The sequence below is a fragment of the Salmonella sp. 32120201201600049SM genome (assembly GCF_017572835.1).
Lineage (GTDB): Bacteria > Pseudomonadota > Gammaproteobacteria > Enterobacterales > Enterobacteriaceae > Salmonella > Salmonella enterica.
Genome location: NZ_JAGESA010000001.1, coordinates 293,532 through 319,593, shown reverse-complemented (window position 1 = coordinate 319,593; position 26,062 = coordinate 293,532). Strand labels below are relative to the sequence as shown.

Here is a 26,062-nt window from a genome sequence, read left to right as displayed (position 1 = left end):
CCACTGGTAGCGCTTCGCTTATCAGAACAACAAAATATACGCTCTGTCCACTCTGGATAAAGCGACGTCGCCGTCCGACAAAGGATTTGACATCAGGTAGAACGCTGTCTGTACAGTTTAGCTAAGAGTGGCGGCCTTAGCGCGAATTGCGCGAATCATTGCTTCCAGCCCCTGAGAACGAGAAGGCGTGAGGTGCTGTGTAAGCGCCATTTTTTCGAACCATGGCCGGACATCAAAATGCACAATATCCTGCGCCGTCATCTGGTGGTACAAAATAAATACCACCGCCATAAGGCCTTTAACGATCGCCGCGTCGCTGTCGCCCTGCAATTCGATAATGCCGTTGGCGTTTCGCCGCATCACGATCCACACCTGGCTCTGACAGCCATGAATCGTATTTTGCGGATTGCGATCCTGCGGATTTAACTCCGCCAGGCGCTGCCCCAACTCAATAATATATAAATATTTCTCTTCCCAATTAGCGCAACGCGTAAAGTTACGCAGCAATTTTTCTTTATCCGGTAGCGCAGCCATAAAACCTCACTGTTATCCCAATAAGCGGTGGATACGCGTTAATCCTGCCACCAGTCGGTCCACTTCTTCATGGGTGTTATACATCGCCAGCGAAGCCCGGCACATTGCCGGCACGCCATACCAGGCCATGAGCGGCATCGCGCAGTGATGCCCCGTTCGTACCGCGATGCCGTAATTATCAAGAAAGCTGCCGACGTCGTAAGCATGGTGTTTACCCAGATTAAACGCGATGACACCCAACCGCTGCGCCGGGCCATATAGCGTGATATCAGGCACCTGCGCCAGTTGCTCCAGCGCATAGCGCATCAGCATCTGCTCATAATCGCCAATCTTATCCAGTCCCAGCGACGTCACATAGTCAATCGCCGCGCCGAGACCGATGATGCCGCCAGTATTCGGCGTTCCCGCCTCAAAACGCCAGGGCGCTTTCGCCCATGTCGTTACCTGCGTCAGGCTGACGGTCGAGATCATCGACCCGCCCCCTTCCCACGGCGGCATTTCTTGCAGCAACGCCTCTTTAACATACAGAATACCGATGCCGGTCGGCCCGTAAAGTTTATGGCCGGAGAAAACGTAAAAATCGCAGTCCAGCGCCTGGACGTCAACTGCATGGTGCATCACGGCCTGGGCGCCATCCACCAGCACTTTCGCTCCATGCTGGCGCGCCAGCGCAATCATGTCCGGCAGTGGGTTTTCCGTCCCCAGCACATTGGAAACATGGGTAATGGCCAGCAGTCGGGTCCGGTCATCGAACAGCGCAGCTAAGGTCTCCAGCCGCAGCGTACCGTCAGGATGCAATGGGATCACGCGCAGTTCAGCGCCTTTGCGCTCGCACAGCATCTGCCAGGGAACGATGTTGGCGTGATGCTCCATCTCGCTGATGATAATGTTATCCCCGGCGCGAATATTTTCCGTTCCCCAACTGTTGGCGACAAGGTTAATGCCCTCCGTCGTACCGCGCACGAACACCAGTTCTTCTGCGGAGCGGGCGTTAATAAACCGCGACGCCTGCTTACGCACATTCTCCATGCTTTCGGTCGCCTGCGCGCTTAACGTATGGATACCCCGATGTACCGCAGCATAGCCGTGACGGTAGAAGGCAGATTCAGCATCAATCACCTGATTAGGTTTTTGAGCGCTGGCTGCGCTGTCCAGGTAAGCCAGCGGCAGGCCGTTAACTTCACGCTGCAGTATGGGAAAATCCGCCCGTACTTTTTCTACAGGAAATGTCATACCAGGCCTCCGGGCAGTCGCTGGCCGATTCGCGCCAGCACCTGCTGTTTAAGGGCGCTATCATGGATAGCTTCCGTTAACTCTGCGGCAAACGCGTAAAGAATCATGTGCCGCGCCTCCTGCTGCCTGATGCCGCGTGATTGCAGATAAAACATCTGCTCATCGTCAATACGCCCGATCGTCGCGCCGTGGCTGCACTTCACGTCATCGGCATAGATCTCTAATTGCGGTTTGGTATCGACTTCAGCCAGTTTCCCCAACAACAGGTTATTATTGGTCATCTGGCCGTCGGTTTTAATGGCGTGTTGCGCCACGTTAATCAGGCCATTAAAGACCGCGCGTCCTTTGTCGCTGACGATGGTCTTGTGCAACTGGCGGCTGTTACAGTAGCCTTTGTTATGTTCCAGCCATGTCCGCGTATCGCAGACTTCATTTTTCACCGGCATCGCCAGACTATTCAGTCGAAGCGTCGCGTTTTCACCATTCAGTTGTGAGCTGCTGTGGTGACGTAGTACTGCGGCGCCCAGCAGAAAACTGTGGCTAAACGCCGAGGCGTCTGTCGCCAGCAGAAGATCGTTATGCGCAAAGTGATAGCTGGACGCATTTTCAAACGCCAGTTTGATATGACGCAGTTGCGCATTGTCTGCAACGTTCATCGTCAGACGCGCGCCGGTAAAATGTTTTGCCGCTGTAAGGCTGACATAATGCTCAATAACCGTCGCTTCCGCGCCTTCCGCCAGCGCCAGATGGTGGCGATAATGCGCGGTGTTCAGCTCGTCGCCATCCACGCCCTGCGTGATATGCATTAACAGTAGCGGCCTGGTCGGACGCTGATTTCGCCGTACCTGTATATACGTGACACATTGCGCCAGGCTTTCCGTCAGATGCAGAAAAACCTCAGGCTGTACCGGCGCGGCAAGCGTCTGGCGCTCATCCCTGACGCTAACGTCAAATCCGCTGTTTTGCGTGCTATCACTGAGCTCTGGCATAAACCGACCATCGACAAACACCAGCCGCACGGCATCGATTTGCAGCGCCAGCGCATCACGCTGTGCGGCGCTGATAGTCACACACTGCTGGATAAACTGGCTATGGGTTAAGCCCTCCAGCGGCGTGTATTTCCAGTCTTCATGTTTACGCGTCGGCAATCCCAGACGTAACATCTGTTGTAAATGTTGTCTTGCCTGCTCAGTTCGACTTTCTCCTTTTTCTTCAAAGAGATGCTGCCATTGCTGTAGCGCTTTACTGCTGTTCGGTAAGCCAGCCATAACCCTGCTCCTCCAGTTGTTTGACCAGAGTAAAATCGCCGGATCGGACAATTCGCCCCTGATAGAGGACATGGACGTAATCAGGCTTGATGTAGTCCAGTATGCGCTGATAGTGGGTCACGATAATAAAAGCGCGTTTATCGTCGCGTAACGCGTTGACGCCTTCCGCCACAATTTTCAACGCATCGATATCCAGTCCGGAGTCAGACTCATCAAGGATGCACAGTTCCGGCTCCAGCACCGCCATTTGCAAAATATCATTGCGCTTTTTCTCCCCGCCGGAAAAACCGACGTTTACCGAACGGGTCAGTAAATCTTCCGGCATTTTCAGCAATGCGATCTTTTCTTCCATCAGATCCTGAAAATCAAAGCGATCCAACGACGCCTGCCCGCGGTAGGCGCGCACGGCATTCAGCGCGGTTTGCAGGAAAAACTGGTTACTGACGCCGGGGATTTCTACCGGGTACTGGAAGGCCATAAAAATCCCTTCGCCCGCCCGTTCCTCCGGCGACAGTTCAAGCAGATCTTTACCCTTGAACGTAACCGAGCCGCCGGTGACCTCATAATCTTCACGTCCCGCCAGGGTGGCGGAGAGCGTGCTTTTCCCGGAACCGTTCGGCCCCATAATGGCGTGAACTTCGCCGGGGCGAATCTCCAGATTCAGGCCACGCAAAATCGCTTTTTCTTCCACACTGACCTGTAAATCTTTAATGCTTAACATGGGTTTTCCTTCATCATTAACCGACGCTGTGCTCAAGGCTAATCGCCAGCAGTTTTTGCGCTTCAACGGCAAACTCCAGCGGCAGTTCCGAGAAAACGTCTTTGCAGAAACCGTTGACGATCATCGAAATAGCGTCTTCTTCGCTGATGCCGCGTTGCAGACAATAGAAAAGCTGATCTTCACCGATGCGTGATGTTGTCGCCTCGTGCTCCAGCTGCGCGCTGTTATTGCGGCATTCAACATACGGGAACGTATGCGCGCCGCAGTCCGCGCCAATCAACATGGAGTCGCATTGGGTGAAATTTCGGGCGTTGGTTGCCGTCGGCATAATTTTTACCAGCCCACGGTAGCTGTTCTGGCTGTGGCCGGCGGAAATGCCTTTTGAGATAATGGTTGAGCGCGTGTTTTTACCGATATGGATCATTTTGGTGCCGGTGTCAGCCTGCTGATGTCCACTGGTCAGCGCAACGGAATAGAACTCGCCGATAGAATTATCACCGCGCAGAATGCAGCTCGGGTATTTCCAGGTAATCGCCGAACCGGTTTCCGACTGGGTCCACGACATCTTGCTGTTTTCCCCTTCGCACAACGCCCGCTTGGTCACAAAGTTCAGAATGCCGCCCGTGTTGTTGTCGCCCGGGAACCAGTTTTGTACGGTGGAATATTTTACTTCAGCATCTTTATGGATGATGACTTCCACTACCGCGGCGTGTAGCTGATAACTGTCGCGTACGGGCGCGGAGCAGCCTTCGATATAACTCACATAGCTGCCTTCATCCGCCACCAGAATCGTGCGCTCAAACTGACCGGTTTTCTCAGCGTTAATGCGAAAATAGGTGGATAACTCCATTGGGCAACGCACGCCTTTGGGAACATAGATAAATGTCCCATCGGAAGCGACTGCCGCATTCAGCGCGGCAAAAAAGTTATCGTTCCCCGGCACGACGGTGCCAAGATATTTCCTGACCAGGTCAGGGTGATCGTGTATCGCTTCGCCAAAAGAACAGAAAATAATGCCCTGTTCCGCCAGTTTTTCACGGTATGTGGTCGCTACGGAGACCGAGTCAAAAATCGCATCGACGGCGACCTCTTTCCCTTCGCGAACCGGAACGCCAAGCTGCTCGAAGGCGTCTTCAACCTCTTTACTCAAAAAGGTATTCGCGCCCGTTTGCTGTACGGCTCCCGGCTGGGAAACGCAGTTATCGTCGCAGTTTCCGCATGATGGCGCAGAGTAATAGCTGTAGTCCTGATAGTTCAATTTATCGTAGTGCGCTTTCAGCCAGTGCGGTTCATCCATGTCCAGCCAGGCTCTATAGGCATTGAGACGAAATTCCAGCATCCACTCAGGTTCGTTACGCTTTGCGGAAATCGCGCGCACCACCTCTTCGCTGATGCCTTTTGCCAGTTCATCAGTGGGTAGTTGCGTGAAAAATCCTTCTTTGTAATTAAGGCGTCCGCCTGTCCAGATGCCGACCTCTTCCGTTGCTTCAGTGTTACGAGACATAGTACCGCCTATACCCCAAAACTTTCGCCGCAGCCGCATTCATTCTGGGCTTTGGGGTTATGAAATTTAAATAACTGGTTCAGCCCTTCCTGTACGTAATCCACTTCTGTTCCGTCAATAAAAGGCATCGCCTGTAACGGTGCGAAAAGCTTTGCGCCTTCGGCTTCAAAAACCAGATCGTCTTTATCCGGCTCCCGAACGGTATCCAGAACATAGCCAAATCCGGCACATCCCGTCTGTTTTACGCTTAACCGCACGCCCAACATGCCCGGCTGCTTTTCTGCCAGTTCACGTATGTGCGCTGCCGCCGCTGGCGTTAGCGTCAGCCCTTGCCAGGGGAAGTCCTCCGGGTTAAACGTGTCTGAATGCAATTCCATAGAGTTACCTCGCGTTCTAAATCACCAGGATATAACAGCATGTTAGTGATAATGATTATCACTTCAACCCATTAACCGCAGGGGCTTTCCAACAAATGGTCATATTGAGCGCCTTTTATTAAGCATAGACCCTGTCCGCCAGGTCATACGACGGACAAAAAACAACTTAACTTTTTGATAAGTAATGATTTATAAGATATTAACCGTTCTGACAGGTCAAAAACGAAAAGATGTATAGAAAATGACTATTTAATTAATAGGCTGTCGACATTGCCGGGCGGCGAGGTCAGAACCCCATTTTTTGTATGGATACCTGGCGTTGCGCTCTTTATAATCCGCTGCGGTTCTATAACTCAGTTTGAGCTATAGGTTTATGTAAACTCTTTCCGGCATTTCAGGTGCTGAATGAGGCAAGAGGCTTAAAATATGGTTGTTACGCTCGCGTATATCGAACTTTTTTTGGTTTTCTCGTGGGTCATCTTGAGAATTAATCAAAAAAGCGATTCCCTGTCGAAAAGCGTTTTTATCGCTATTTTTTTAGGGGCTGTTATTGGTTTATCCCTGCATTTTATTTCAGCAAATCACACTAAAACTATTATCGAATGGTACAGCATCGTCGGCAATGGTTACGTCCACCTGTTAAAACTGGTCGCTATACCGCTAATTTTTATTTCTATTCTTTCCGCCATCAATAAACTGGAAAATAGTGCCGGCATCGGAAAAATGTCGCTGACGATCGTCGGATGCATGTTATGCCTGGTGATGGCTGCTGGTTTTATCGGATTACTGACCGCCCATGTACTGGGGCTTGACGCCAGCGCTTTTGTGCACATGCCGTCAATGTTAACTACAGAAGAAGTCAATAAGACTGCCGCGGTGTCGATTCCCCAGTTAGTGACATCTCTGATTCCGACTAATATTTTTCTTGATCTTACGGGGGCCAGAAGTGTTTCCGTTATCGGCATCGTTATCTTCACGCTAATAGCGGGGATCGCCCTGTTAAAGGTCAAAAAAGAGGCGCCGGAAGAAGGTCAGAAATTAAGCGCAGGCATTAACGCTATCCAGATCTGGGTCATGAAGATGGTACGTATCGTTATTGCATTAACGCCCTATGGCGTCATGGCATTAATGACTACCGTATTTTCATCATACCACTTTGAACAATTCGCCAGCTTACTGGGTTTTATCGGCGCCTGTTACATCGCGATTTTTATGATGTTTATCGTGCATGCCATCTTGCTGATCCTCAGCGGTAATAATCCAGCGCGTTATTTCAGAATGGTCTGGCCCGTCTTAACCTTTGCGTTTGTTTCCCGCAGCAGCGCAGCCTCTATCCCGCTGGCCATTTCCGCCCAGGAAAAATTTGGCGTACAAAGCACCATTGCCAATATTTCCGCCTCGTTTGGCTCCAGTATGGGGCAAAATGGCTGCGCCGGGATTTATCCGGCTATTATGGTAGCGATGATTGCGCCCACCATCGGCATTGATCCGCTCTCGCTGCATTTTCTGGCCGCGATGTTGCCTGCCATTGCGCTAGGGTCTATTGGCGTAGCCGGCGTCGGCGGCGGTGGTACGTTCGCGGCGCTGATTGTCCTGTCGACGTTGAATTTTCCCGTTGCGCTGGTCGGTATTTTTATTGCCATTGAACCTATCGTTGATATGGCCCGCACGGCACTGAACGTTAACGGATCGATGATGTCAGGTGTGCTGGCTAACCGTATTTTGAATAATCATACGGCTGACGACATGCCAGCGGTTATTGACAGACCTTAGTTTTTTACGCGCCCGGAAAAGAAAAACCCTTAAGTCTGTTCAATACAGGCTTAAGGGTTCCGGCCCCATCCGGCGCTTATCTCCGGCACTCTTAATGGCTTAGCTCTTGAAGGGGCATAAGAATAATCTCATAAAGAGAGCGCGCCTTTTTAGCACAAATGGCGATCTGTATTTTTTTTAAACAAAATCAAGGGGGTTATCTATTACCTGGGGACAGTGTCTGGTGAGATTGCCTGGTAACATAGCCGGATGGCGGCTAACGCCTGATCCGGCCTACACAGACTTTATTAATGCACGCCCAACCGCCAGGCGAAATAGATCTCTTCTTTCAGTTCGGTTGCAGAGAGGGTGAGGAGATCGGCAAACTCTAACTCCAGCTGTTTTAAACGCTTCAAATACTGCGCGGGAGAAAGTTCGGTTTTATCACGGCGTAAAAATTCAATCGCCAGTTGGGTTGGGTCTAAATCAGTAGACATATCATCCTCGCTTATGTGTAAACGTGCACAGTATATCACCTTTTTCTGCGCACATTTTGACCAAAAGCAATATGCATCACACTTTTATGGTGACAACGTCACACAACCGCCGTAGTAAGACGCGAAGAACAGCACAGACGTCCCTGTTCATCAAAGATCTCTATCTGCCAGACCTGATGGCGAGCCCCGGTATGCAACGCTTTACAGACGCCTCGTACGCGCCCCTGACGCGCCGACCGTACATGGTTGGCATTCACCTCCAGCCCCACCACCTTTTGCTCCCCCTGCGTACACAGATAGCCTGCGACCGAGCCGATACTTTCCGCCAGCACCACAGACGCTCCGCCATGCAGCAAGCCGAACGGCTGTTTGGTGCGATGATCGACGGGCATTGTCGCTTCCAGCGTATCATCCCCAATATGCTCAAAGCGGATATCAAGCAGGCCAACCATATTCCCTTCCCCCATCGCATTAAGCGCATCGAGGGTCACTTCACGTTTCCAGATCAACCTATAATCTCCAGTAATGCCTGCAACGGGTGACGCACGCCCGTACCTTCAATGCGTTTAACCTGGCTTCGGCAGGAATAGCCGGTTGCCAGGCAGCGGTTTCGCGGTAGACGTTGCATCGCCTGATGCCAGGATAGCTCATAAATTCCCAGCGAATTTTTATGATTGGTGAGTTCATGTCCATAAGTGCCCGCCATACCGCAGCAGCCTACGCTGACATTTTCCAGCTTCGCGCCAAAATGGGCAAAGATGGCGGCCCACTGCGCAGGCGCGCCGGGTAAAGCCGTGACTTCCGTACAATGACCAAAAAAGTACCACGGTTCGCCGCTCACCTCGACGGACAGTCTTGCATTTATTTCCTGCGCCAGCCATTCATTCACCAGCAACACATGAAAATCGCCGCGCTGTTCGCCCAGCGCCAGTTTGTATTCGTCGCGATAACACAGAACCAGTGCCGGATCGACACCCACCATCGGCATCCCCAACGCGGCGATCCGATTAAGGAACTCAGAGGTTTTTTTCGCCGTTTTCGCAAAGCGATTAAGAAAACCTTTAATATGCTGCGCCTTACCATTCGGCGAGAACGGTAACAATACCGGCCTCCTGCCCAGCTTTTCCGCCAGGCGGATAAAGTCCGCCACGACCCGGGCGTCGTAGTAGCTGGTAAACGGATCCTGAACCACCAGTACCGTTTTCGCTTTTTGCTCGGCGCTCATGCGCTCCAGTTGCTCAAGCGTCATATTAGCGGACGGATGGCCCACCAGTTGCTGTTGCAATGAAGGGGCAGAAAGCAGAGGTAAATCCACCATACCGATATGTTTTTTCGCCAGATTGCGAACCATCGGTTGGTTAATAAAAAAGTTAAAGGTCTTTGGCGCACGCGCCATCAGCGGCGCGTAGGTCTCGACCGTCGCCACCAGATGATCGCGTACCGGACGCAGATAACGCGTATGGTAAAGCTGTAAGAAACGTGAACGAAACTCCGGAACATCGATTTTAATCGGACACTGGGTCGTACAGGCTTTACACGCCAGACAGCCGGACATGGCCTCTTTAACTTCATGGGAAAAGTCATACTCGCCTTTGCGTTTGTGCCAACTATTCCGGGTGCGGGCAATCAGCGTGCGTAAGCTGGCGCGTTTTTCCGGCAACTCCTTTTCCAGCTTCAGCGGATCGACGCCGCGATCGGCCAATAGACGGAGCCATTCCCGTACCAGCGTCGCCCGCCCTTTCGGCGAGTGGATCCGGTTAAGGCTAATTTTCATCGACGGGCACATCGGGCTTTTCGCATCGAAATTAAAGCACAGGCCGTTACCATTACACTCCATAGCGCCGCGCCAGGTCTGCCGTACCGCCAGCGGGATTTGCCGATCCCAGGTGCCGCGTTTTACCGCATCCACCTTCATCATCGGCGCCTCTATCCCCTGCGGCGGACAGATTTTACCCGGGTTAAGTCGATTATGCGGATCAAAAGCCGCTTTTATTTTGCGCAGCTCGCCATACAGGACTTCGCCGAAAAAGGCCGGGCTGTATTCCGCACGGAAACCTTTTCCATGCTCGCCCCACAACAGCCCACCGTATCTGGCGGTCAGCGCGACGACCTCATCGGAGATCTGTTTCATCAACAGTTCCTGCTGCGGATCGCACATATCCAGCGCCGGACGCACATGCAGCACCCCGGCATCCACGTGGCCGAACATGCCGTAACTTAAGCCATGACCATCCAGCAGGGCGCGAAATTCGGCGATGTAATCGGCCAGATGTTCAGGCGGCACGCAGGTATCTTCCGCAAAAGGAATCGGTTTGGCAGCACCTTTCGCATTACCCAGCAGCCCTACCGCTTTTTTACGCATCGCGTAAATACGCTCAATACCCGTCAAATCGGTACAAAGTTGCCAGCCGATCACGCCCGCTTCCGCACGCGCCATCAGGCCATCCAGCCGGTGGCACAGCGCCTCGACCTGTCCGTCAATAAGCGCTTCATCGTCACCCGCGAATTCCACGATATTCAGGCCAAGCATCTCTTTATCCGGCACATCGGTAATCAATTCGCTAACGGAGTGCCAGACAATATCTTCCCGAGCGAGGTTAAGGACTTTGGAATCGACCGTCTCGACGGATAAGGCGCGCGCATCAACCATAAAAGGGGCGTTACGCAGCGCGGAATCAAAGGAATCGTATTTTACATTCACCAGACGGCGGACTTTGGGTATCGGGGTAATATCCAGCCGGGCTTCAGTAATAAACGCCAGCGTCCCTTCCGACCCCGTTAAGATGCGGGTAAGATCGAAGCGGGTCATGTCATCGTTAAAGACGTGGCGTAAATCGTAGCCTGTCAGGAAACGATTGAGCTTTGGAAAGCTATCGAGGATAAGTTGACGGTTTTCCAGGCAGGACTGATAGACGGTCTGATAGATGCGGCCTGGCATCGTCGTGTTTTCATCCAGCGTCCGGGCAAGCTCTACGGGCATCGATTGCGTGTCAAGGATATCGCCCCCCAACAATACGGCCCGTATGCCTAAGACGTGATCTGACGTTTTTCCATAGACCAGCGAACCCTGACCGGAGGCATCGGTATTAATCATACCGCCAAGCGTGGCGCGATTACTGGTGGAAAGTTCCGGCGCAAAAAAATAGCCATACGGCTTTAACGCTTGATTAAGCTGATCTTTTATCACTCCCGCCTCTACCCGCACCCATCCCTCTTCAGGATTAATTTCAATAATGCGGTTCATATAGCGGGACATATCAACAATAATGCCCTGGTTTAGCGCCTGGCCATTCGTGCCAGTACCGCCGCCTCGAGGGGTAAATATCAGCGACGTAAAGCGCGGCTCCGCCGCCAGACGGGCAAGAAGCGCGACATCCGCCGTAGAACGGGGAAACACAACAGCATCGGGAAGAAGCTGGTAGATACTGTTATCGGTCGACATTGTCAGACGGTCGGCATAGCTGGTTGCCGTATCGCCCGTAAACCCTTGCTGCTCCAGCGCCTGCAAAAAATTGAGCACCAGCTGAACGACGCCGGGTGCCTGAGAAATTTGTGGAATCATTATATTGACCTTTTCCTGCGGTCTATGTTGTGAACGGTGGCGCCCAACCCGGCGAGCGCGAGCGGTCTACGCACAGGAAGGGATGCTTAATCGTTTGCGTGTTGCGTTATTTGTTGTATCACATTTTTTTCCTGTGCGCCCAACAGAATTACATGCAGAATCGGCCTGTTAAAAACCGCTGAAATTGCTCATCATTATAGGGTGTGGTTTGCATGTTCACGTCGCGCCAACGTTCTGGCGCAAAGACAAAGGTGAAAAGTATTTATGGTAAATGTTCGTCAGCCCAGGGATATTGCGCAAGTGCTGCTATCGGTGCTGTTTTTAGCCATCATGATTGTGGCCTGTTTGTGGATAGTACAGCCTTTTATTTTGGGGTTTGCATGGGCAGGTACGATTGTTATCGCGACCTGGCCCGTTTTGCTGAAATTACAAAAAATATTGTGGGGCCGCCGCTCGCTTGCCGTACTGGTCATGACGCTGCTGTTAGTGCTGCTCTTCGTTATTCCCGTCGCCTTGCTGGTGAACAGCATTGTCGATGGTAGCGGCCCGCTCATCCATGCAGTGACCGGCGGCGATATGACGCTACCCGATCTGGCATGGTTAAATAATATTCCGTTAGTTGGCGCCAAACTGTATGCCGGATGGCATAGCCTGCTGGATATGGGCGGTAGCGCTATTATGGCGAAAGTGCGGCCTTATATCGGCACAACCACGACCTGGTTTGTCGGTCAGGCGGCGCATATCGGACGCTTTATGATGCACTGCGCCCTGATGCTGTTGTTTAGCGCCCTGCTTTACTGGCGCGGCGAACAAGTGGCGATGGGAATACGTCATTTTGCCTGTCGTCTCGCGGCTAAACGCGGCGATGCGGCGGTTCTGCTGGCTGCCCAGGCGATCCGCGCCGTGGCGCTTGGCGTGGTGGTCACCGCGCTGGTACAGGCGGTACTTGGCGGCGTCGGGCTGGCGATTTCCGGCGTGCCTTACGCTACCCTGTTGACGGTAGTGATGATCCTTTCGTGTCTGGTTCAGTTGGGGCCGTTGCCGGTATTGATTCCAGCCATTATCTGGCTTTACTGGACAGGCGACACCACCTGGGGCACCGTGCTGCTGGTTTGGAGCGCCGTCGTCGGCACTCTGGATAACGTGATTCGCCCGGTACTCATCCGCATGGGCGCCGATTTACCGCTGCTTCTGATCCTTTCCGGGGTAATCGGCGGCCTGATTGCATTCGGTATGATTGGTCTGTTTATTGGACCGGTGCTTCTGGCCGTGACCTGGCGTTTGTTCTCCGCATGGGTACATGAAGTTCCGGCGCCGACGAATGAACCAGAGGAGATCCTTGAAGAGCTGGATGACATCGAGGAAGCCAACAAGCAGTCATAATCCCGTCGGGCGGCATTGCCGCCCGATGCTTTAGCGACGTTTATCAATTCAACGCACACCCCATTTTGATTCGCCCGTCTGTTCCCCGCCGCATCTCATTTCTGTCGCAAATCCGTTACAGTTTTTAAACTATTGAGACGAATCTGATCGACGCAAAAAGTGCTCATGCCTACTATTAGCACACGGTTATAAATCAACACATTGATTTATAAGCATGGAAATCCCCTGAGTGAAACAACGAATTGCTGTGTGTAGTCTTTGCCCGTCTCCTACGATGGGCTTTTTTTTTAACTTTTTTCGCTGCATTGTTACATAAGCCAGCTCCCGTTTCCCTTCAACACCGCGATATCTGCAACGAACAAATAATATTGCACAAAATAGTGTGATTCTGTTCAAGTCGAAACGGTGTCGGTGGTGCTATTTATAGCATCACTTTTTTCATATAAAAGCCTAAAAAATGATGAACGCGTTAGAACTACAAGCACTACGGCGTATTTTTGATATGACGATTGAAGAATGCACAATCTATATCACCCAGGATAATAATTCGGCAACCTGGCAACGATGGGAAGCTGGCGACACTCCCATCTCTCCAGAAATCATTGCCAGGCTAAAGGAAATGAAAGCCAGGAGACAGCGACGAATTAACGCCATTGTTGACAAAATAAATAACCGCATCGGCAATAATACAATGCGTTACTTCCCTGATTTATCTTCTTTTCAGTCCATTTATACAGAGGGTGATTTTATCGAGTGGAAAATTTATCAATCTGTTGCTGCCGAACTTTTCGCACATGATCTGGAGCGGCTGTGTTAGACGTAAACTTTATCGCCGCATCGTATTGATACCGGATAGAAAACCACACAATCACGACATTGACTTGTCACCCTATCCAATATGCTTCCTGCCTGTGTATACCACTGTAACGTTCAGGCGGCATCTCTGAGTCAGATAATATGAAAAATCGTTATTTCCCTACCGCTGTAGGGTTGTATTTTAATTACTTTGTACATGGCATGGGGGTTATCCTGATGAGCCTGAACATGTCATCGCTTGAACAGCAATGGCATACCAGTGCCGCAGGCGTATCTATTGTGATCTCTTCGCTTGGTATTGGCCGGCTAAGCGTTTTGTTAATCGCCGGTATGCTTTCCGATCGCTTTGGTCGCCGTCCTTTTATCATTCTGGGGACCGCCTGTTACCTGATTTTTTTCATTGGCATTCTTTATGCTCAGACGATTTTTGTCGCTTATGCCTGTGGCTTTTTAGCGGGTATGGCCAACAGTTTTTTGGATGCAGGTACCTATCCCAGTTTGATGGAAGCCTTCCCTCGCTCCCCCAGTACGGCAAATATTCTGATCAAAGCATTTGTCTCTGGCGGGCAATTCTTGTTGCCCATTATTATCAGTTTATTAGTCTGGGCTAATATGTGGTTTGGCTGGTCCTTCCTGCTTGCCGGGGCGATCATGCTTATTAATGCTCTGTTTTTATTACGCTGTCCTTTTCCACCCTATCCTGGTCGGATATTGAAGCCCAAAATCTCGCAAGCGCCTGTCACAGGCGTACATCATTGCTCCCTCATCGATCTTATCAGCTACACCCTTTATGGTTATATCTCGATGGCAACCTTTTATCTTATCAGCCAGTGGCTGGCGCAGTATGGACAGTTCGTCGCAGGAATGTCGTATACCCAATCCATCAAACTGTTAAGTATTTATACCTGCGGATCGCTACTGTGCGTTTTTATTACTGCCCCGCTGGTCAGAAAAACAATTCGCTCTACCACATTATTGATGTTTTATACCTTTATCTCTTTTATTGCGCTTCTGACGGTCTGCCTGCATCCTCAGGCCTATGTTGTTATGATCTTCGCATTCGTCATTGGATTCTCTTCCGCCGGTGGCGTAGTACAAATCGGCCTGACGCTGATGGCGGCCCGTTTTCCACAGGAGAAAGGTAAAGCGACCGGCATTTATTACAGCGCCGGCAGTATCGCGACGTTCACTATTCCGTTGATCACAGCGCGGATTTCAGAAATGAGCATTGCACATATTATGTGGTTTGATACCGGTATCGCCGCAGCGGGATTTCTCCTCGCGCTGTTCATCGGTTACCGAAGTCGGGCTGAATCACAACATCACGCTGAAGCAGCGTCAACTGCACAATAAATGTTAGCGTGCCAACTGCAATATTATTGCCTTGCTATGCAAAATAAAACGTTAGCCATTATCACCGGGAAACAAAAAATGTAATTTTCGTGTTAATTATTATTCATTATCTTCACACTTATCAGAAAAATTGCGATGAGCATCACGAGTTATATGTGTTAAACAACAAATTCGCAGCAATTTTTATATTTCCCGGCTAACAAATGAAATGCTATCAATGCAATAAACCTGGCATTTTAAACGCCATGTTATGTACATATAACGACAATACCGACTTATAGTGTTACTGAACAATCGCTGCATGTAGTAAAGCAGTAATAAGCAGGACATTGAATCAAACCATCAGCAAGGAGCTGTGAACAAATGTCTCAGAACAAGGCTCGCAACATGCCATATTTGCTGGCTGTTATCTGCATTTATTTTAGTTACTTTCTCCACGGCATGAGTGTTATTACACTAGCCCAGAACATGACCTCCCTTGCACAGAAATTCTCCACGGATAGTGCCGGTATTGCCTATTTAATCTCTGGCATTGGTCTTGGTCGTCTGGTCAGTATTTTATTCTTTGGCGTACTGTCCGATAAATTTGGCCGTCGGGCAATAATACTGCTTGGCGCCGTACTATATATGCTGTTTTTCTTCGGTATTCCCGCCAGTCCTAACCTGATGATCGCTTTCATATTAGCGGTGTGTGTCGGCGTGGCGAACTCCGCGCTGGATACCGGCGGATACCCTGCATTAATGGAGTGTTTTCCCAAAGCATCGGGCTCGGCAGTTATTCTGGTTAAAGCGATGGTCTCTTTTGGGCAAATGATTTACCCCCTTATCGTCAGCGCCTTGTTAGTCAACCATATCTGGTACGGCTACGCGGTGGTAATCCCCGGTATCCTTTTCGTCCTCATCACGTTGATGCTGTTGAAAAGCCGTTTTCCCAGCCAACTTGTCGATGCCAGTATTGCGAAAGAATTACCCCAGATGAACAGTTCTCCCCTCGTCTGGCTGGAAGGCGTAGCTTCCGTTTTATTTGGCGTCGCCGCGTTCTCAACCTTCTATGTGATTGTGGTCTGGATGCCTAAATATGCGATGGCCTTCGCCGGAATGGCGGAATCCGACGCGCTGAAAACCATCTCTTATTACAGTATGGGATCGTTGGTTTGCGTGTTTATTTTTGCCGCATTGCTGAAAAAAATGGTTCGCCCTATCTGGGCCAATGTTTTCAATGCCGGGCTGGCGACACTCACCGCTGCGGCAATTTACCTGTATCCCTCTCCACTGATCTGTAATGCTGGCGCCTTCGTGATTGGTTTTTCCGCTGCTGGAGGTATTTTACAATTAGGTGTATCGGTAATGTCGGAATTTTTCCCTAAGAGTAAAGCTAAAGTCACCAGTATATATATGATGATGGGGGGCGTAGCTAACTTTATTATTCCACTGATCACCGGTTATCTCTCTACTATTGGCCTGCAATATATCATTTTGTTAGATTTTGCCTTTGCACTACTGACATTTATCACCGCCATTATTGTATTTATTCGCTATTATCGCGTATTTAAGATCCCGCAAAACGATGTCCGATTTGGCGAGCGTTATTTCCAGTAAAAATGTTAACGATGCGCAACAGGCATGCGCCCTGCTCTGCACTGTCCACTTATTAAGGAGTATAAAATGGATGTTACCGCAAAATATGAATTAATTGGTCTTATGGCGTATCCTATCCGTCATAGCTTATCGCCCGAAATGCAAAACAAAGCGTTAGAAAAAGCGGGGCTACCGTATACCTATATGGCTTTCGAAGTGGATAACACGACGTTTGCCAGCGCCATTGAAGGACTGAAAGCATTAAAAATGCGCGGTACGGGCGTCTCCATGCCAAACAAACAGCTCGCGTGTGAGTATGTCGATGAATTAACGCCAGCAGCAAAACTGGTTGGCGCTATCAACACCATTGTTAACGATGACGGCTATCTACGCGGCTACAACACGGATGGTACGGGCCATATTCGGGCAATTAAAGAAAGCGGTTTCGATATTCGGGGAAAAACCATGGTGCTGCTCGGCGCGGGAGGCGCGGCTACCGCCATTGGCGCCCAGGCAGCCATTGAAGGCATTAAGGAAATTAAACTGTTTAACCGTAAAGATGACTTTTTCGAAAAAGCGGTTGCCTTTGCGAAGCGGGTGAATGAAAACACCGATTGCGTCGTTACCGTCACCGATCTTGCCGATCAGCACGCTTTTACTGAAGCGCTTGCCAGCGCAGATATTCTGACGAACGGTACCAAAGTTGGCATGAAACCATTGGAGAACGAATCCCTGATCGGCGATGTTTCCCTGCTCCGCCCTGAATTGCTGGTCACCGAATGTGTTTATAATCCGCATATGACAAAGTTATTGCAGCAGGCGCAACAAGCTGGTTGCAAAACAATTGATGGTTACGGCATGTTGTTATGGCAAGGAGCCGAACAGTTTGAACTGTGGACAGGAAAAGCATTTCCATTGGACTATGTGAAGCAGGTGATGGGATTCACAGCCTGACCGGTAAAATTATAATTGCGACGAATGACAATGAAGGGTACCAAATGAAAACCGTAACTGTAAGAGATCTCGTGGTTGGCGAAGGCGCGCCAAAGATCATTGTGTCGCTAATGGGAAAAACCATTACCGATGTGAAATCGGAAGCACTCGCCTACCGTGAAGCGGATTTCGATATTCTGGAGTGGCGCGTTGACCATTTTGCCAACGTGACAACGGCGGAAAGCGTACTTGAGGCCGCCGGCGCCATCCGGGAGATTATCACCGATAAACCCTTGCTATTTACCTTCCGCAGCGCGAAAGAAGGCGGCGAACAGGCACTAACCACCGAACAGTATATCGCTCTGAATCGTGCAGCAGTTGACAGCGGTCTGGTCGATATGATCGATCTTGAGCTTTTTACCGGCGACGATGAGGTGAAAGCCACCGTCGGCTATGCTCATCAACACAATGTTGCGGTGATCATGTCTAACCATGATTTTCATAAAACGCCCGCAGCGGAAGAGATTGTTCAGCGTCTGCGTAAAATGCAGGAACTGGGCGCCGATATTCCGAAGATCGCCGTCATGCCACAGACTAAAGCCGATGTCCTGACCTTACTTACCGCCACTGTAGAAATGCAGGAGCGCTATGCGGATCGTCCGATTATTACCATGTCGATGTCGAAAACCGGGGTAATATCTCGTCTTGCCGGCGAAGTGTTCGGTTCTGCGGCAACGTTTGGCGCGGTGAAAAAAGCATCTGCGCCGGGACAAATATCGGTAGCCGATCTGCGTACCGTATTAACTATATTGCACCAGGCGTAATACTTTATCGTGTGGCGGAATATTCTCTTTCTGCCACAATAAAATAAATAGTTATCTGACATGAATATGTTCCATATTCATTAAAAGCCGCTGTCTTTATTACCTTAACACGGTTATATCGATATTGCTTTCAGGGATAATAGTGGAGTAAATATGAAAATCAATAAGCCATCACGCATTAATGGCCGCGTTCCCGTGCTCTCTGCACAAGAAGCAGTAAATTATATTCCAGATGAGGCCACTTTATGTATTCTGGGCGCAGGCGGCGGTATTCTCGAAGCGACAACATTAATTACCGCACTGGCAGATAAATATCAAACAACCCAGTCACCACGAGATTTATCTATTATTAGCCCTACCGGATTAGGTGACCGCGCCGATCGCGGCATCAGCCCGCTGGCGCAGGAGGGGCTGGTAAAATGGGCGCTATGCGGACATTGGGGGCAATCTCCCCGTATTTCTGAACTGGCTGAACAAAATAAAATCGCCGCCTATAACTACCCACAAGGCGTATTAACCCAGACGCTGCGCGCCAGCGCCGCACACCAGCCGGGTATTCTGAGCGATATTGGTATTGGTACCTTTGTCGACCCTCGCCAACAGGGCGGAAAATTAAACAACGTGACTAAAGAAGATCTCATTAAGCTGGTAGAGATCGATAATAAAGAATATCTCTATTATAAAGCGATAGCGCCTAATGTGGCTTTTATCCGCGCCACCACCTGCGACAGCGAAGGCTATGCATCATTTGAAGATGAGGTGATGTATCTTGATGCGCTGGTGATCGCCCAGGCCGTTCACAATAATGGCGGTATTGTAATGATGCAGGTGCAGAAAATGGTAAAAAAAGCCACGCTGCATCCAAAATCCGTGCGTATTCCCGGCTATCTGGTGGATATTGTGGTTGTCGACGCCGACCAGACGCAACTCTATGGCGGCGCGCCGGTGAACCGATTTATCTCCGGGGATTTTACTCTTGATGACAGTACCCAGCTTACCCTGCCCCTTAATCAGCGCAAGCTGGTAGCCCGACGCGCGCTGTTTGAAATGCGTAAAGGCGCGGTAGGCAATGTGGGCGTAGGCATTGCCGACGGTATTGGTCTGGTCGCTCGCGAGGAAGGCTGCGCCGATGACTTCGTGCTGACCGTGGAAACAGGCCCGGTGGGCGGTATTACCTCTCAGGGCGTGGCCTTCGGTGCCAATGTCAATACCCGCGCGATCCTTGATATGACCTCACAATTTGATTTTTATCACGGCGGTGGGCTCGATGTCTGCTATTTAAGTTTTGCCGAAGTGGATCAACACGGTAATGTCGGTGTACATAAATTCAACGGCAAAATTATGGGCACCGGCGGGTTTATCGATATTAGCGCAACGTCGCAAAAAATTATTTTCTGCGGAACTCTGACGGCCGGAAGTTTAAAAACTGAAATTACCGATGGCAAATTAAATATTCTGCAGGAAGGTCGCGTCAAAAAATTCGTCAGCGAACTGCCGGAAATTACGTTCAGTGGAAAAATTGCGCTTGAGCGCGGGTTAGATGTGCGTTACATCACTGAACGTGCGGTTTTCACTCTCAAACAAGATGGCCTGCATTTAATTGAAATTGCGCCTGGCGTCGATCTGCAACGGGATATTCTTGACAAGATGGATTTTTCACCGGTTATCTCACCAGATTTAAAACTGATGGACACAAGATTATTTACCGATAGCACTATGGGATTCACGCTTCCTGACGCAAAACATTAAAAGGAGTACAAATATGGATTTTTCATTAACTGAAGAACAAGAACTATTACTGGCCAGTATTCGCGAGTTAATCACCAGCAATTTTCCGGAAGAGTATTTCCGTACCTGCGATCAAACGGGCACCTATCCCAAAGAATTTATGCAGGCGCTGGCGGAAAACGGTATTTCGATGCTGGGCGTCCCAGAAGAATTCGGCGGCATTCCGGCTGACTATGTAACGCAAATGCTGGCGCTGATGGAAATCTCAAAATGCGGTGCTCCGGCCTTTTTGATTACCAACGGCCAATGCATTCACAGTATGCGCCGTTTTGGTTCCGCAGAACAACTGCGTAAAACAGCAGAAAGTACTCTGGCCACCGGCGATCCAGCATATGCGCTAGCTTTAACAGAACCTGGCGCGGGATCTGATAATAATAGCGCCACAACAACCTGGACGCGTAAAAACGGCAAGGTTTATCTTAACGGTCAGAAAACGTTTATCACCGGTGCAAAAGAATATCCTTACATGCTGGTTCTGGCGCGCGATACGGAGCCAAAAGATCCTAAAAAAGCGTTCACGCTTTGGTGGGTGGACTCAAATAAACCGGGCATAAAGATTAATCCGCTGCACAAAATTGGCTGGCACATGTTGAGTACATGCGAAGTTTATCTCGATAATGTCGAGGTGGACGAAAGCGACCGGGTCGGTGAAGAAGGCATGGGTTTCCTCAATGTCATGTACAATTTTGAAATGGAGCGTTTGATTAATGCGGCGCGCAGTACAGGTTTCGCCGAATGCGCATTTGAAGATGCCGCCCGTTACGCCAACCAGCGTATCGCCTTTGGTAAACCCATCGGCCATAACCAGATGATCCAGGAAAAGCTGGCGTTAATGGCCATCAAAATCGAAAACATGCGCAATATGGTGTTGAAAGTCGCCTGGCAGGCCGATCGGGAAGAGTCACTGCGTACCAGCGCCGCGCTGGCTAAACTGTACTGCGCACGCACAGCGATGGAAGTGATTGACGATGCGATTCAGATTATGGGTGGGCTTGGTTATACTGACGAAGCCCGTGTCTCCCGCTTCTGGCGCGATGTTCGCTGCGAACGTATCGGTGGCGGCACGGATGAAATTATGATCTATGTGGCAGGACGCCAAATTCTGAAAGACTATCAGAACAAGTAAGGATCGTACCGGAACGTCTTATTCGGCCTGACTGCTTTACGGCATCAGGCCGAATAAATCAGATAAATTTCGCCGTCAGGTATTTGGCAGCAAATACGCCTGCTCAACCAGGCTATTTTTAAATTGCTTACGATAATCGTTGGGAGAACATCCTACATGCCGCATAAACAATTTGGCAAAATGGTCCACATTTTCATATCCTACCCGCCATGAAATTTCTGTCAGTGGCGACTCAGTGTTTGTCAGCGCAAACTTGGCCTCGGTCATACGTCGTTGAATAACATAGTTGATAGGGGATATATGATATTCCTTGGCAAATTCATGGCATATATAACTGACGCTGGCGCGAAATTTTTTCGATAGCTGGTCAAGCGTGATTTTCTCACGATAATTATTATTGAGATAAACAAGTACATCCTTAATTAATACATCTTTTTTAATGTAACCTTGTTCAGAACGATAGGCGTTTTTAAAATTTTCATAGTAAAGTGCGGTCAGAGTGTAAGCAAATGCATCGTATACAGAGGAAGCCAATACATTTTTCCCCTGCGGAAGTAACACGCTTAATTCATTAAAGATACTTTTAATGACCTCTTTCCCCTGAACCACGGAAACCACCGGACAGGAATGACTCTGCAATAGTTGGTTTTCTTCCCAACCTGGAAAACAAAACCCATACAGCGCACAGGTATAGGTGGTAGCCGGCGAATTGCTGTCGGATGCTACAGCGTGTAGCCGCCCCCGCTCAACGACGACAATATCGTCCGCATGCGCGACGTAGAGTGAAGAGTCAATAATTAACCTGGCTATCCCTTTTTTGACGTAAATAAGCTCTGTTTCATTATCATGCATATGATGGCCAGACTCCCAGTTTGGATCATCGCTAATGACAAAACGTGAAAATCGAGGGGTCTTGTCCTGTTCAAAAATCGTCTCCGCGGCGGAGTCAAAACAGCGCTGATACATAATAACCTCTGTCAGGTTTAAAAAGATAACCAGGATAAAATAAAGCGAGCGTCAGTGTTGTACAACCGTGGAGATTACCAGCAAAACAAGATTATTCGTTCCGAATGCAAGATATTATGTTCTTTTGCAGACAGCTCAGATTACCTGTCGATAGCGTATTATCAGACAAAAATACATAGCCGACATATCTTTGATGTTTTCTTTTAACCTCACAGAAACAACATCGCACGTTTCATGTTAAAAAATGATGATATGCTTCGCACTTATTATTCTCACTACCGTATTTATATTTTTATGACGCCCTTTTCAGATGGTTGCTAACGATTCTCTGTTCGCAGATTTTTCGTGCAAGATTGTTGGCAAGGAAAACAGATTGACCCATCGAAAACCTCTTCAGACTGCCGCAGACTATTTTCAGTCAGATTTACGTTACTTATCCGCACGCGACTCACTGGAGATGCAATGAAAATAATAACCTGCTTTAAGTTGGTGCCTGAAGAACAGGACATTACCGTGACCCCGGAGCATTCGCTCAATTTTGATCGTGCCGAGGCCAAAATCAGCCAGTTTGATTTAAATGCAATTGAGGCCGCCGCGCAGTTAGCTGGCGATGGCGACGAGATCGCCGCGCTCACCGTCGGCGGCTCTCTGTTACAAAATTCAAAAGTCCGCAAAGATGTGTTATCCCGCGGGCCAGATGCGCTTTTTATGGTTCAGGATGCGCAGCTGGAGCACGCCCTGCCCAAAGAAACCGCGCTGGCGCTAGCATCCGCGGCGGAGAAAATCGGCTTTGACCTGCTGCTCTTTGGAGAGGGCTCCGGCGATATTTATGCCCAACAGGTGGGCCTGCTGACTGGCGAACTCCTGAAACTCCCCGTCATCAACGCAGTAAGCCATATTCAACGCGACGGCGACAAAATCATCGTTGAACGCACACTGGAAGAAGACGTTGAAATTATCGAGCTCACGCTGCCCGCGGTGCTTTGCGTGACCTCAGATATTAACGTTCCACGCATCCCGTCAATGAAAGCCATTCTCGGCGCCGGGAAAAAAGCCGTTACGTCGTGGCTGGCGAGCGATATCCACTGGACCCCAACCACGCCACTGGCGGAACTGGTCGCCATCTCGGTACCGCCGCAGACAGAACGCAAGCATATCATTCTCGATAACGATTCGCCGGAAGCCATTACCGCACTGGCCGACCATTTGAAAAAATCCCTGAACTAAACCCAACGGAGAAAAATTATCATGAATCATTTAGCTAACGTATGGGTATTTAGCGATAACGTAGAGCGTTATGCCGAATTAATGACCGGCGCGCGGCAGTGGGGAGAAAAAGTTTACGCCATCGTGCAAGGAAACACGGAGATCGACTACGTGAAAGCGCTTGGCGCTGATGAGATAGTCGTTCTTGAATCGCATACGGATTTGCAGCGCGTGGAAAACTATGCCGAAACGCTGGCCTCATTATTAGGCGACCAAAATGGGCTGCTGCTCATGGCGGCGACCAAGCGCTGTAAAGCGCTTGGCGCCCGGCTGAGCATCCAGCTTGACGCCATGATGGTGAACGACGCGACGTCTATTGACCTCCTCGACGGGACGCTACACGCAGAGCATCGCATGTACGGCGGACTTGCTTTCGGCAAAGAGAAATTAAACAGTCCGCAGGCGATTATTACGCTGGCACCCGGCGTGCTGGAACCCGCCGCCCCTCTCCCCGGTCATACTTGCCCGCAGACCACGCTGGCATATATTGCCCCACGCCACGAGGTATTGTGCCAGCAGCGGCGCGCGAAATCGCTAAGCAGCGTCGATTTGAGCAAAGCCAAACGGGTCATCGGCGTAGGACGAGGCCTGGCGGCGCAAAGCGATCTGGATATGGTGCATAAACTGGCGACCGTCCTCGGCGCAGAAGTGGGCTGTTCCCGCCCCATTGCGGAAGGTGAAAACTGGATGGAACGCGAGCGTTATATTGGCGTATCCGGCGTTCTGTTGAAATCCGATCTCTATCTGACGCTGGGCATTTCCGGCCAAATTCAACATATGGTGGGTGGAAACGGCGCAAAAATTATTGTCGCAATTAACAAAGATAAAAACGCGCCCATTTTCAATTATGCCGATTATGGTCTGGTGGGCGATATCTATAAGGTTGTTCCTGCCCTCATCGACCAGTTAAGCCGCTAATTCCTTTTTCAACGCACATCTCCCGTCGTCGATACGGCGGGAAAGGAGCATAAAGCATGTCGGATGATAAATTTGACGCTATTGTGGTGGGCGCAGGCGTAGCAGGAACGGTCGCTGCGTATGTGATGGCAAAAGCGGGACTGGATGTACTGGTTATTGAACGCGGAAACAGCGCGGGCAGCAAAAACATGACCGGTGGCCGGCTCTACGCTCACAGTATCGAAAGTATTATGCCGGGATTCGCAACGTCCGCCCCCATCGAACGTGTCGTTACCCGTGAAAAAATCTCCTTTTTAACCGAAGAAAGCGCCGTCACACTTGATTTTCACCGCGCGCCCCCTACTCCGCCCCTTACGTCATATACCGTACTGCGCAACAAACTGGACCCGTGGTTAATGGCGCAGGCGGAGCAGGCTGGCGCGCAGTTTATCCCGGGTGTACGGGTCGACGCACTGGTACGTGAAGGCAATCGCGTCACTGGCGTTCAGGCCGGGGATGATATTCTGGATGCGAATATTGTGATTCTCGCGGACGGCGTGAATTCCATGCTGGGCCGTTCACTGGACATGGTGCCTGCCTCTTCTGCGCATCACTATGCCGTCGGCGTAAAAGAGTTGATTGGGCTCTCGCCGGCACTTATTGAAGAACGCTTTAATCTGGCGTCCCATGAAGGCGCCGCCTGGTTATTCGCTGGCGCGCCCTCCAACGGGCTCATGGGCGGCGGGTTTCTTTATACCAACCGCGATTCGGTTTCTCTGGGGCTGGTATGTGGCCTGGGCGACATTGCTCACGCGACCAAAAGCGTACCGCAAATGCTGGAAGATTTTAAACAGCATCCGGCAATACGCCCTTTGATTCAGGGAGGAACGCTGCTTGAATACTCCGCTCATATGGTGCCCGAAGGCGGCATAGCAATGATGCCGGAGCTGGCAAATGACGGTGTGATGATTGTCGGCGACGCCGCCGGTCTTTGTCTGAATCTCGGCTATACCGTCCGCGGCATGGATTTAGCCATCGCGTCCGCGCAAGCGGCCGCTCAAACCGCCATTGACGCTAAAGCGCGGCAAGATTTTTCCGCCGCGAGTCTTGCCGGTTACAAACGCGCGCTGGAGAAAAACGGCGTGTTACGCGATATGCGGCATTTCCGCAAACTCCCCGGATTAATGGAAAACCCACGGCTTTTTACCGAGTACCCGCGAATGGCGGCAAACATTGTGGGCGATCTGTTCACCGTTGATGGCGGTCCAGTCCCACCGTTGCGTAAAACTATCCTGTCACATGCGAAAAAAATTGGACTGGTGAATCTATTAAAAGACGGCATAAAAGGGGCTACGGCATTATGAGTTCGGACAATAAGGTGAATGTTGACGTCAAATTGGGCGTAAATAAATTTTACGTAGATGAAGGACACCCACATATCATTTTGCGATCCTCGCCTGACATGCAGGAGTTTACTAAATTAATAAAAGCCTGCCCTGCCGGACTCTATAAGCTGGACGATGCGGGAAATATTCATTTTGACTCTGCGGGCTGCCTGGAATGCGGAACCTGCAGGGTTCTCTGCGGCAATACTCTTCTCGAAAAATGGGAATACCCGGCGGGAACGTTCGGCGTTGAGTTTCGCTACGGCTGACGCTCTGAAACACCGGATAACGACGCTACG

General features: G+C 50.3%; 23 protein-coding genes and 1 other RNA gene. 14 read left to right on the top strand and 10 right to left on the bottom strand.

The genetic code is table 11. The annotated features are described in order from the left end of the window. Window positions 1-117 precede the first annotated feature (117 nt). Genes sufE through sufA form a run of 6 tightly spaced genes read right to left on the bottom strand, consistent with a single transcriptional unit; the run spans window position 118 to window position 5,637 of the window. Window positions 118-534: a cysteine desulfuration protein SufE gene (sufE, locus tag J4650_RS01600; RefSeq protein WP_000729470.1), complete on the bottom strand. Its 417-nt coding sequence runs from the start codon at window positions 532-534 to the stop codon at window positions 118-120. Between the two features lie 12 nt (window positions 535-546). Further along, a complete protein-coding gene (sufS, locus tag J4650_RS01595) occupies window positions 547-1,767 on the bottom strand; it encodes a cysteine desulfurase SufS (protein WP_023993758.1) in 1,221 nt (406 codons plus the stop codon). Next, window positions 1,764-3,035: a Fe-S cluster assembly protein SufD gene (gene sufD, locus J4650_RS01590; RefSeq protein ID WP_020438065.1), complete on the bottom strand. Its 1,272-nt coding sequence runs from the start codon at window positions 3,033-3,035 to the stop codon at window positions 1,764-1,766. Before sufD ends, sufS begins: the two co-directional genes overlap by 4 nt. Next, window positions 3,010-3,756: a Fe-S cluster assembly ATPase SufC gene (gene sufC, locus J4650_RS01585; protein ID WP_000948902.1), complete on the bottom strand. Its 747-nt coding sequence runs from the start codon at window positions 3,754-3,756 to the stop codon at window positions 3,010-3,012. The genes sufD and sufC overlap by 26 nt, the downstream gene beginning before the upstream one ends. Before the next feature lie 16 nt (window positions 3,757-3,772). Continuing rightward, complete coding sequence (sufB, locus tag J4650_RS01580) at window positions 3,773-5,260, bottom strand: Fe-S cluster assembly protein SufB (RefSeq protein ID WP_000089375.1); 1,488 nt, start codon at window positions 5,258-5,260, stop codon at window positions 3,773-3,775. Between the two features lie 8 nt (window positions 5,261-5,268). After that, complete coding sequence (gene sufA, locus J4650_RS01575; protein ID WP_000418970.1) at window positions 5,269-5,637, bottom strand: Fe-S cluster assembly scaffold SufA; 369 nt, start codon at window positions 5,635-5,637, stop codon at window positions 5,269-5,271. A 426-nt stretch (window positions 5,638-6,063) separates the two neighbouring features. Here sufA and J4650_RS01570 point away from each other — a divergent pair, with 426 nt between their 5' ends. Continuing rightward, on the top strand, window positions 6,064-7,410 hold the full coding sequence (locus tag J4650_RS01570; RefSeq protein WP_023993757.1) for an L-cystine transporter: 1,347 nt from the start codon (window positions 6,064-6,066) through the stop codon (window positions 7,408-7,410). Between the two features lie 287 nt (window positions 7,411-7,697). Here the strand turns inward: J4650_RS01570 and J4650_RS01565 are convergent, their stop codons facing one another. The 3 genes from J4650_RS01565 to J4650_RS01555 all read right to left on the bottom strand — a co-directional run bounded on the left by J4650_RS01565 (window position 7,698) and on the right by J4650_RS01555 (window position 11,448). Then, a complete protein-coding gene (locus J4650_RS01565) occupies window positions 7,698-7,886 on the bottom strand; it encodes a YdiH family protein (RefSeq protein ID WP_001537749.1) in 189 nt (62 codons plus the stop codon). A gap of 98 nt (window positions 7,887-7,984) precedes the next feature. Further along, window positions 7,985-8,395: a 1,4-dihydroxy-2-naphthoyl-CoA hydrolase gene (gene menI / locus J4650_RS01560; RefSeq protein WP_000637927.1), complete on the bottom strand. Its 411-nt coding sequence runs from the start codon at window positions 8,393-8,395 to the stop codon at window positions 7,985-7,987. Beyond that, window positions 8,392-11,448, bottom strand: a complete 3,057-nt coding sequence (locus J4650_RS01555; RefSeq protein WP_023993756.1) for an FAD-binding and (Fe-S)-binding domain-containing protein — start codon at window positions 11,446-11,448, stop codon at window positions 8,392-8,394. The genes menI and J4650_RS01555 overlap by 4 nt, the downstream gene beginning before the upstream one ends. Window positions 11,449-11,712: 264 nt before the next feature. Between J4650_RS01555 and ydiK the strand changes: the two genes are divergently transcribed. The 9 genes from ydiK (at window position 11,713) to J4650_RS01510 (ending at window position 21,249) form a co-directional block, all read left to right on the top strand. Continuing rightward, window positions 11,713-12,831 (top strand): AI-2E family transporter YdiK, encoded by a 1,119-nt coding sequence (gene ydiK, locus J4650_RS01550; protein WP_000248615.1) that lies wholly within the window; start codon window positions 11,713-11,715, stop codon window positions 12,829-12,831. 182 nt (window positions 12,832-13,013) lie between these two features. Beyond that, window positions 13,014-13,121: antisense sRNA RprA (gene rprA, locus J4650_RS01545), an RNA gene on the top strand. 167 nt (window positions 13,122-13,288) lie between these two features. Further along, entirely contained in the window at window positions 13,289-13,648 is a 360-nt protein-coding gene (locus J4650_RS01540) for a YdiL family protein (RefSeq protein ID WP_000980455.1), read from the top strand. Window positions 13,649-13,788: 140 nt separating this feature from the next. Then, the gene (locus J4650_RS01535) at window positions 13,789-15,000 is read left to right on the top strand and encodes an MFS transporter (RefSeq protein WP_000797669.1); all 1,212 of its coding nucleotides are present in this window, start codon (window positions 13,789-13,791) and stop codon (window positions 14,998-15,000) included. 363 nt (window positions 15,001-15,363) lie between these two features. After that, window positions 15,364-16,599, top strand: coding sequence for an MFS transporter (locus J4650_RS01530; protein ID WP_000081207.1), 1,236 nt, complete (start codon window positions 15,364-15,366; stop codon window positions 16,597-16,599). Window positions 16,600-16,665: 66 nt separating this feature from the next. Then, window positions 16,666-17,532, top strand: coding sequence for a quinate/shikimate dehydrogenase (ydiB, locus tag J4650_RS01525; RefSeq protein WP_000383488.1), 867 nt, complete (start codon window positions 16,666-16,668; stop codon window positions 17,530-17,532). 44 nt (window positions 17,533-17,576) lie between these two features. Continuing rightward, window positions 17,577-18,335: a type I 3-dehydroquinate dehydratase gene (gene aroD, locus J4650_RS01520; protein WP_000860221.1), complete on the top strand. Its 759-nt coding sequence runs from the start codon at window positions 17,577-17,579 to the stop codon at window positions 18,333-18,335. A gap of 153 nt (window positions 18,336-18,488) precedes the next feature. After that, window positions 18,489-20,084: an acyl CoA:acetate/3-ketoacid CoA transferase gene (locus J4650_RS01515; RefSeq protein WP_124234953.1), complete on the top strand. Its 1,596-nt coding sequence runs from the start codon at window positions 18,489-18,491 to the stop codon at window positions 20,082-20,084. A gap of 13 nt (window positions 20,085-20,097) precedes the next feature. Further along, window positions 20,098-21,249 (top strand): acyl-CoA dehydrogenase, encoded by a 1,152-nt coding sequence (locus tag J4650_RS01510; RefSeq protein WP_000347819.1) that lies wholly within the window; start codon window positions 20,098-20,100, stop codon window positions 21,247-21,249. Window positions 21,250-21,324: 75 nt separating this feature from the next. On the opposite strand, the gene J4650_RS01505 is transcribed toward J4650_RS01510, so the two are convergent. Further along, window positions 21,325-22,215: an AraC family transcriptional regulator gene (locus tag J4650_RS01505; RefSeq protein ID WP_023993754.1), complete on the bottom strand. Its 891-nt coding sequence runs from the start codon at window positions 22,213-22,215 to the stop codon at window positions 21,325-21,327. Between the two features lie 462 nt (window positions 22,216-22,677). Between J4650_RS01505 and J4650_RS01500 the strand changes: the two genes are divergently transcribed. The 4 genes from J4650_RS01500 to J4650_RS01485 are packed head-to-tail and all read left to right on the top strand — an operon-like array spanning window position 22,678 to window position 26,032. Further along, window positions 22,678-23,442 (top strand): electron transfer flavoprotein, encoded by a 765-nt coding sequence (locus J4650_RS01500; RefSeq protein ID WP_000692095.1) that lies wholly within the window; start codon window positions 22,678-22,680, stop codon window positions 23,440-23,442. A 21-nt stretch (window positions 23,443-23,463) separates the two neighbouring features. Beyond that, the gene (locus J4650_RS01495) at window positions 23,464-24,399 is read left to right on the top strand and encodes an electron transfer flavoprotein subunit alpha (RefSeq protein ID WP_001015885.1); all 936 of its coding nucleotides are present in this window, start codon (window positions 23,464-23,466) and stop codon (window positions 24,397-24,399) included. A 56-nt stretch (window positions 24,400-24,455) separates the two neighbouring features. Next, window positions 24,456-25,742, top strand: coding sequence for an FAD-dependent oxidoreductase (locus tag J4650_RS01490; protein WP_001278555.1), 1,287 nt, complete (start codon window positions 24,456-24,458; stop codon window positions 25,740-25,742). Beyond that, window positions 25,739-26,032, top strand: coding sequence for a ferredoxin family protein (locus J4650_RS01485; RefSeq protein WP_000093364.1), 294 nt, complete (start codon window positions 25,739-25,741; stop codon window positions 26,030-26,032). Before J4650_RS01490 ends, J4650_RS01485 begins: the two co-directional genes overlap by 4 nt. Window positions 26,033-26,062 lie beyond the last annotated feature (30 nt).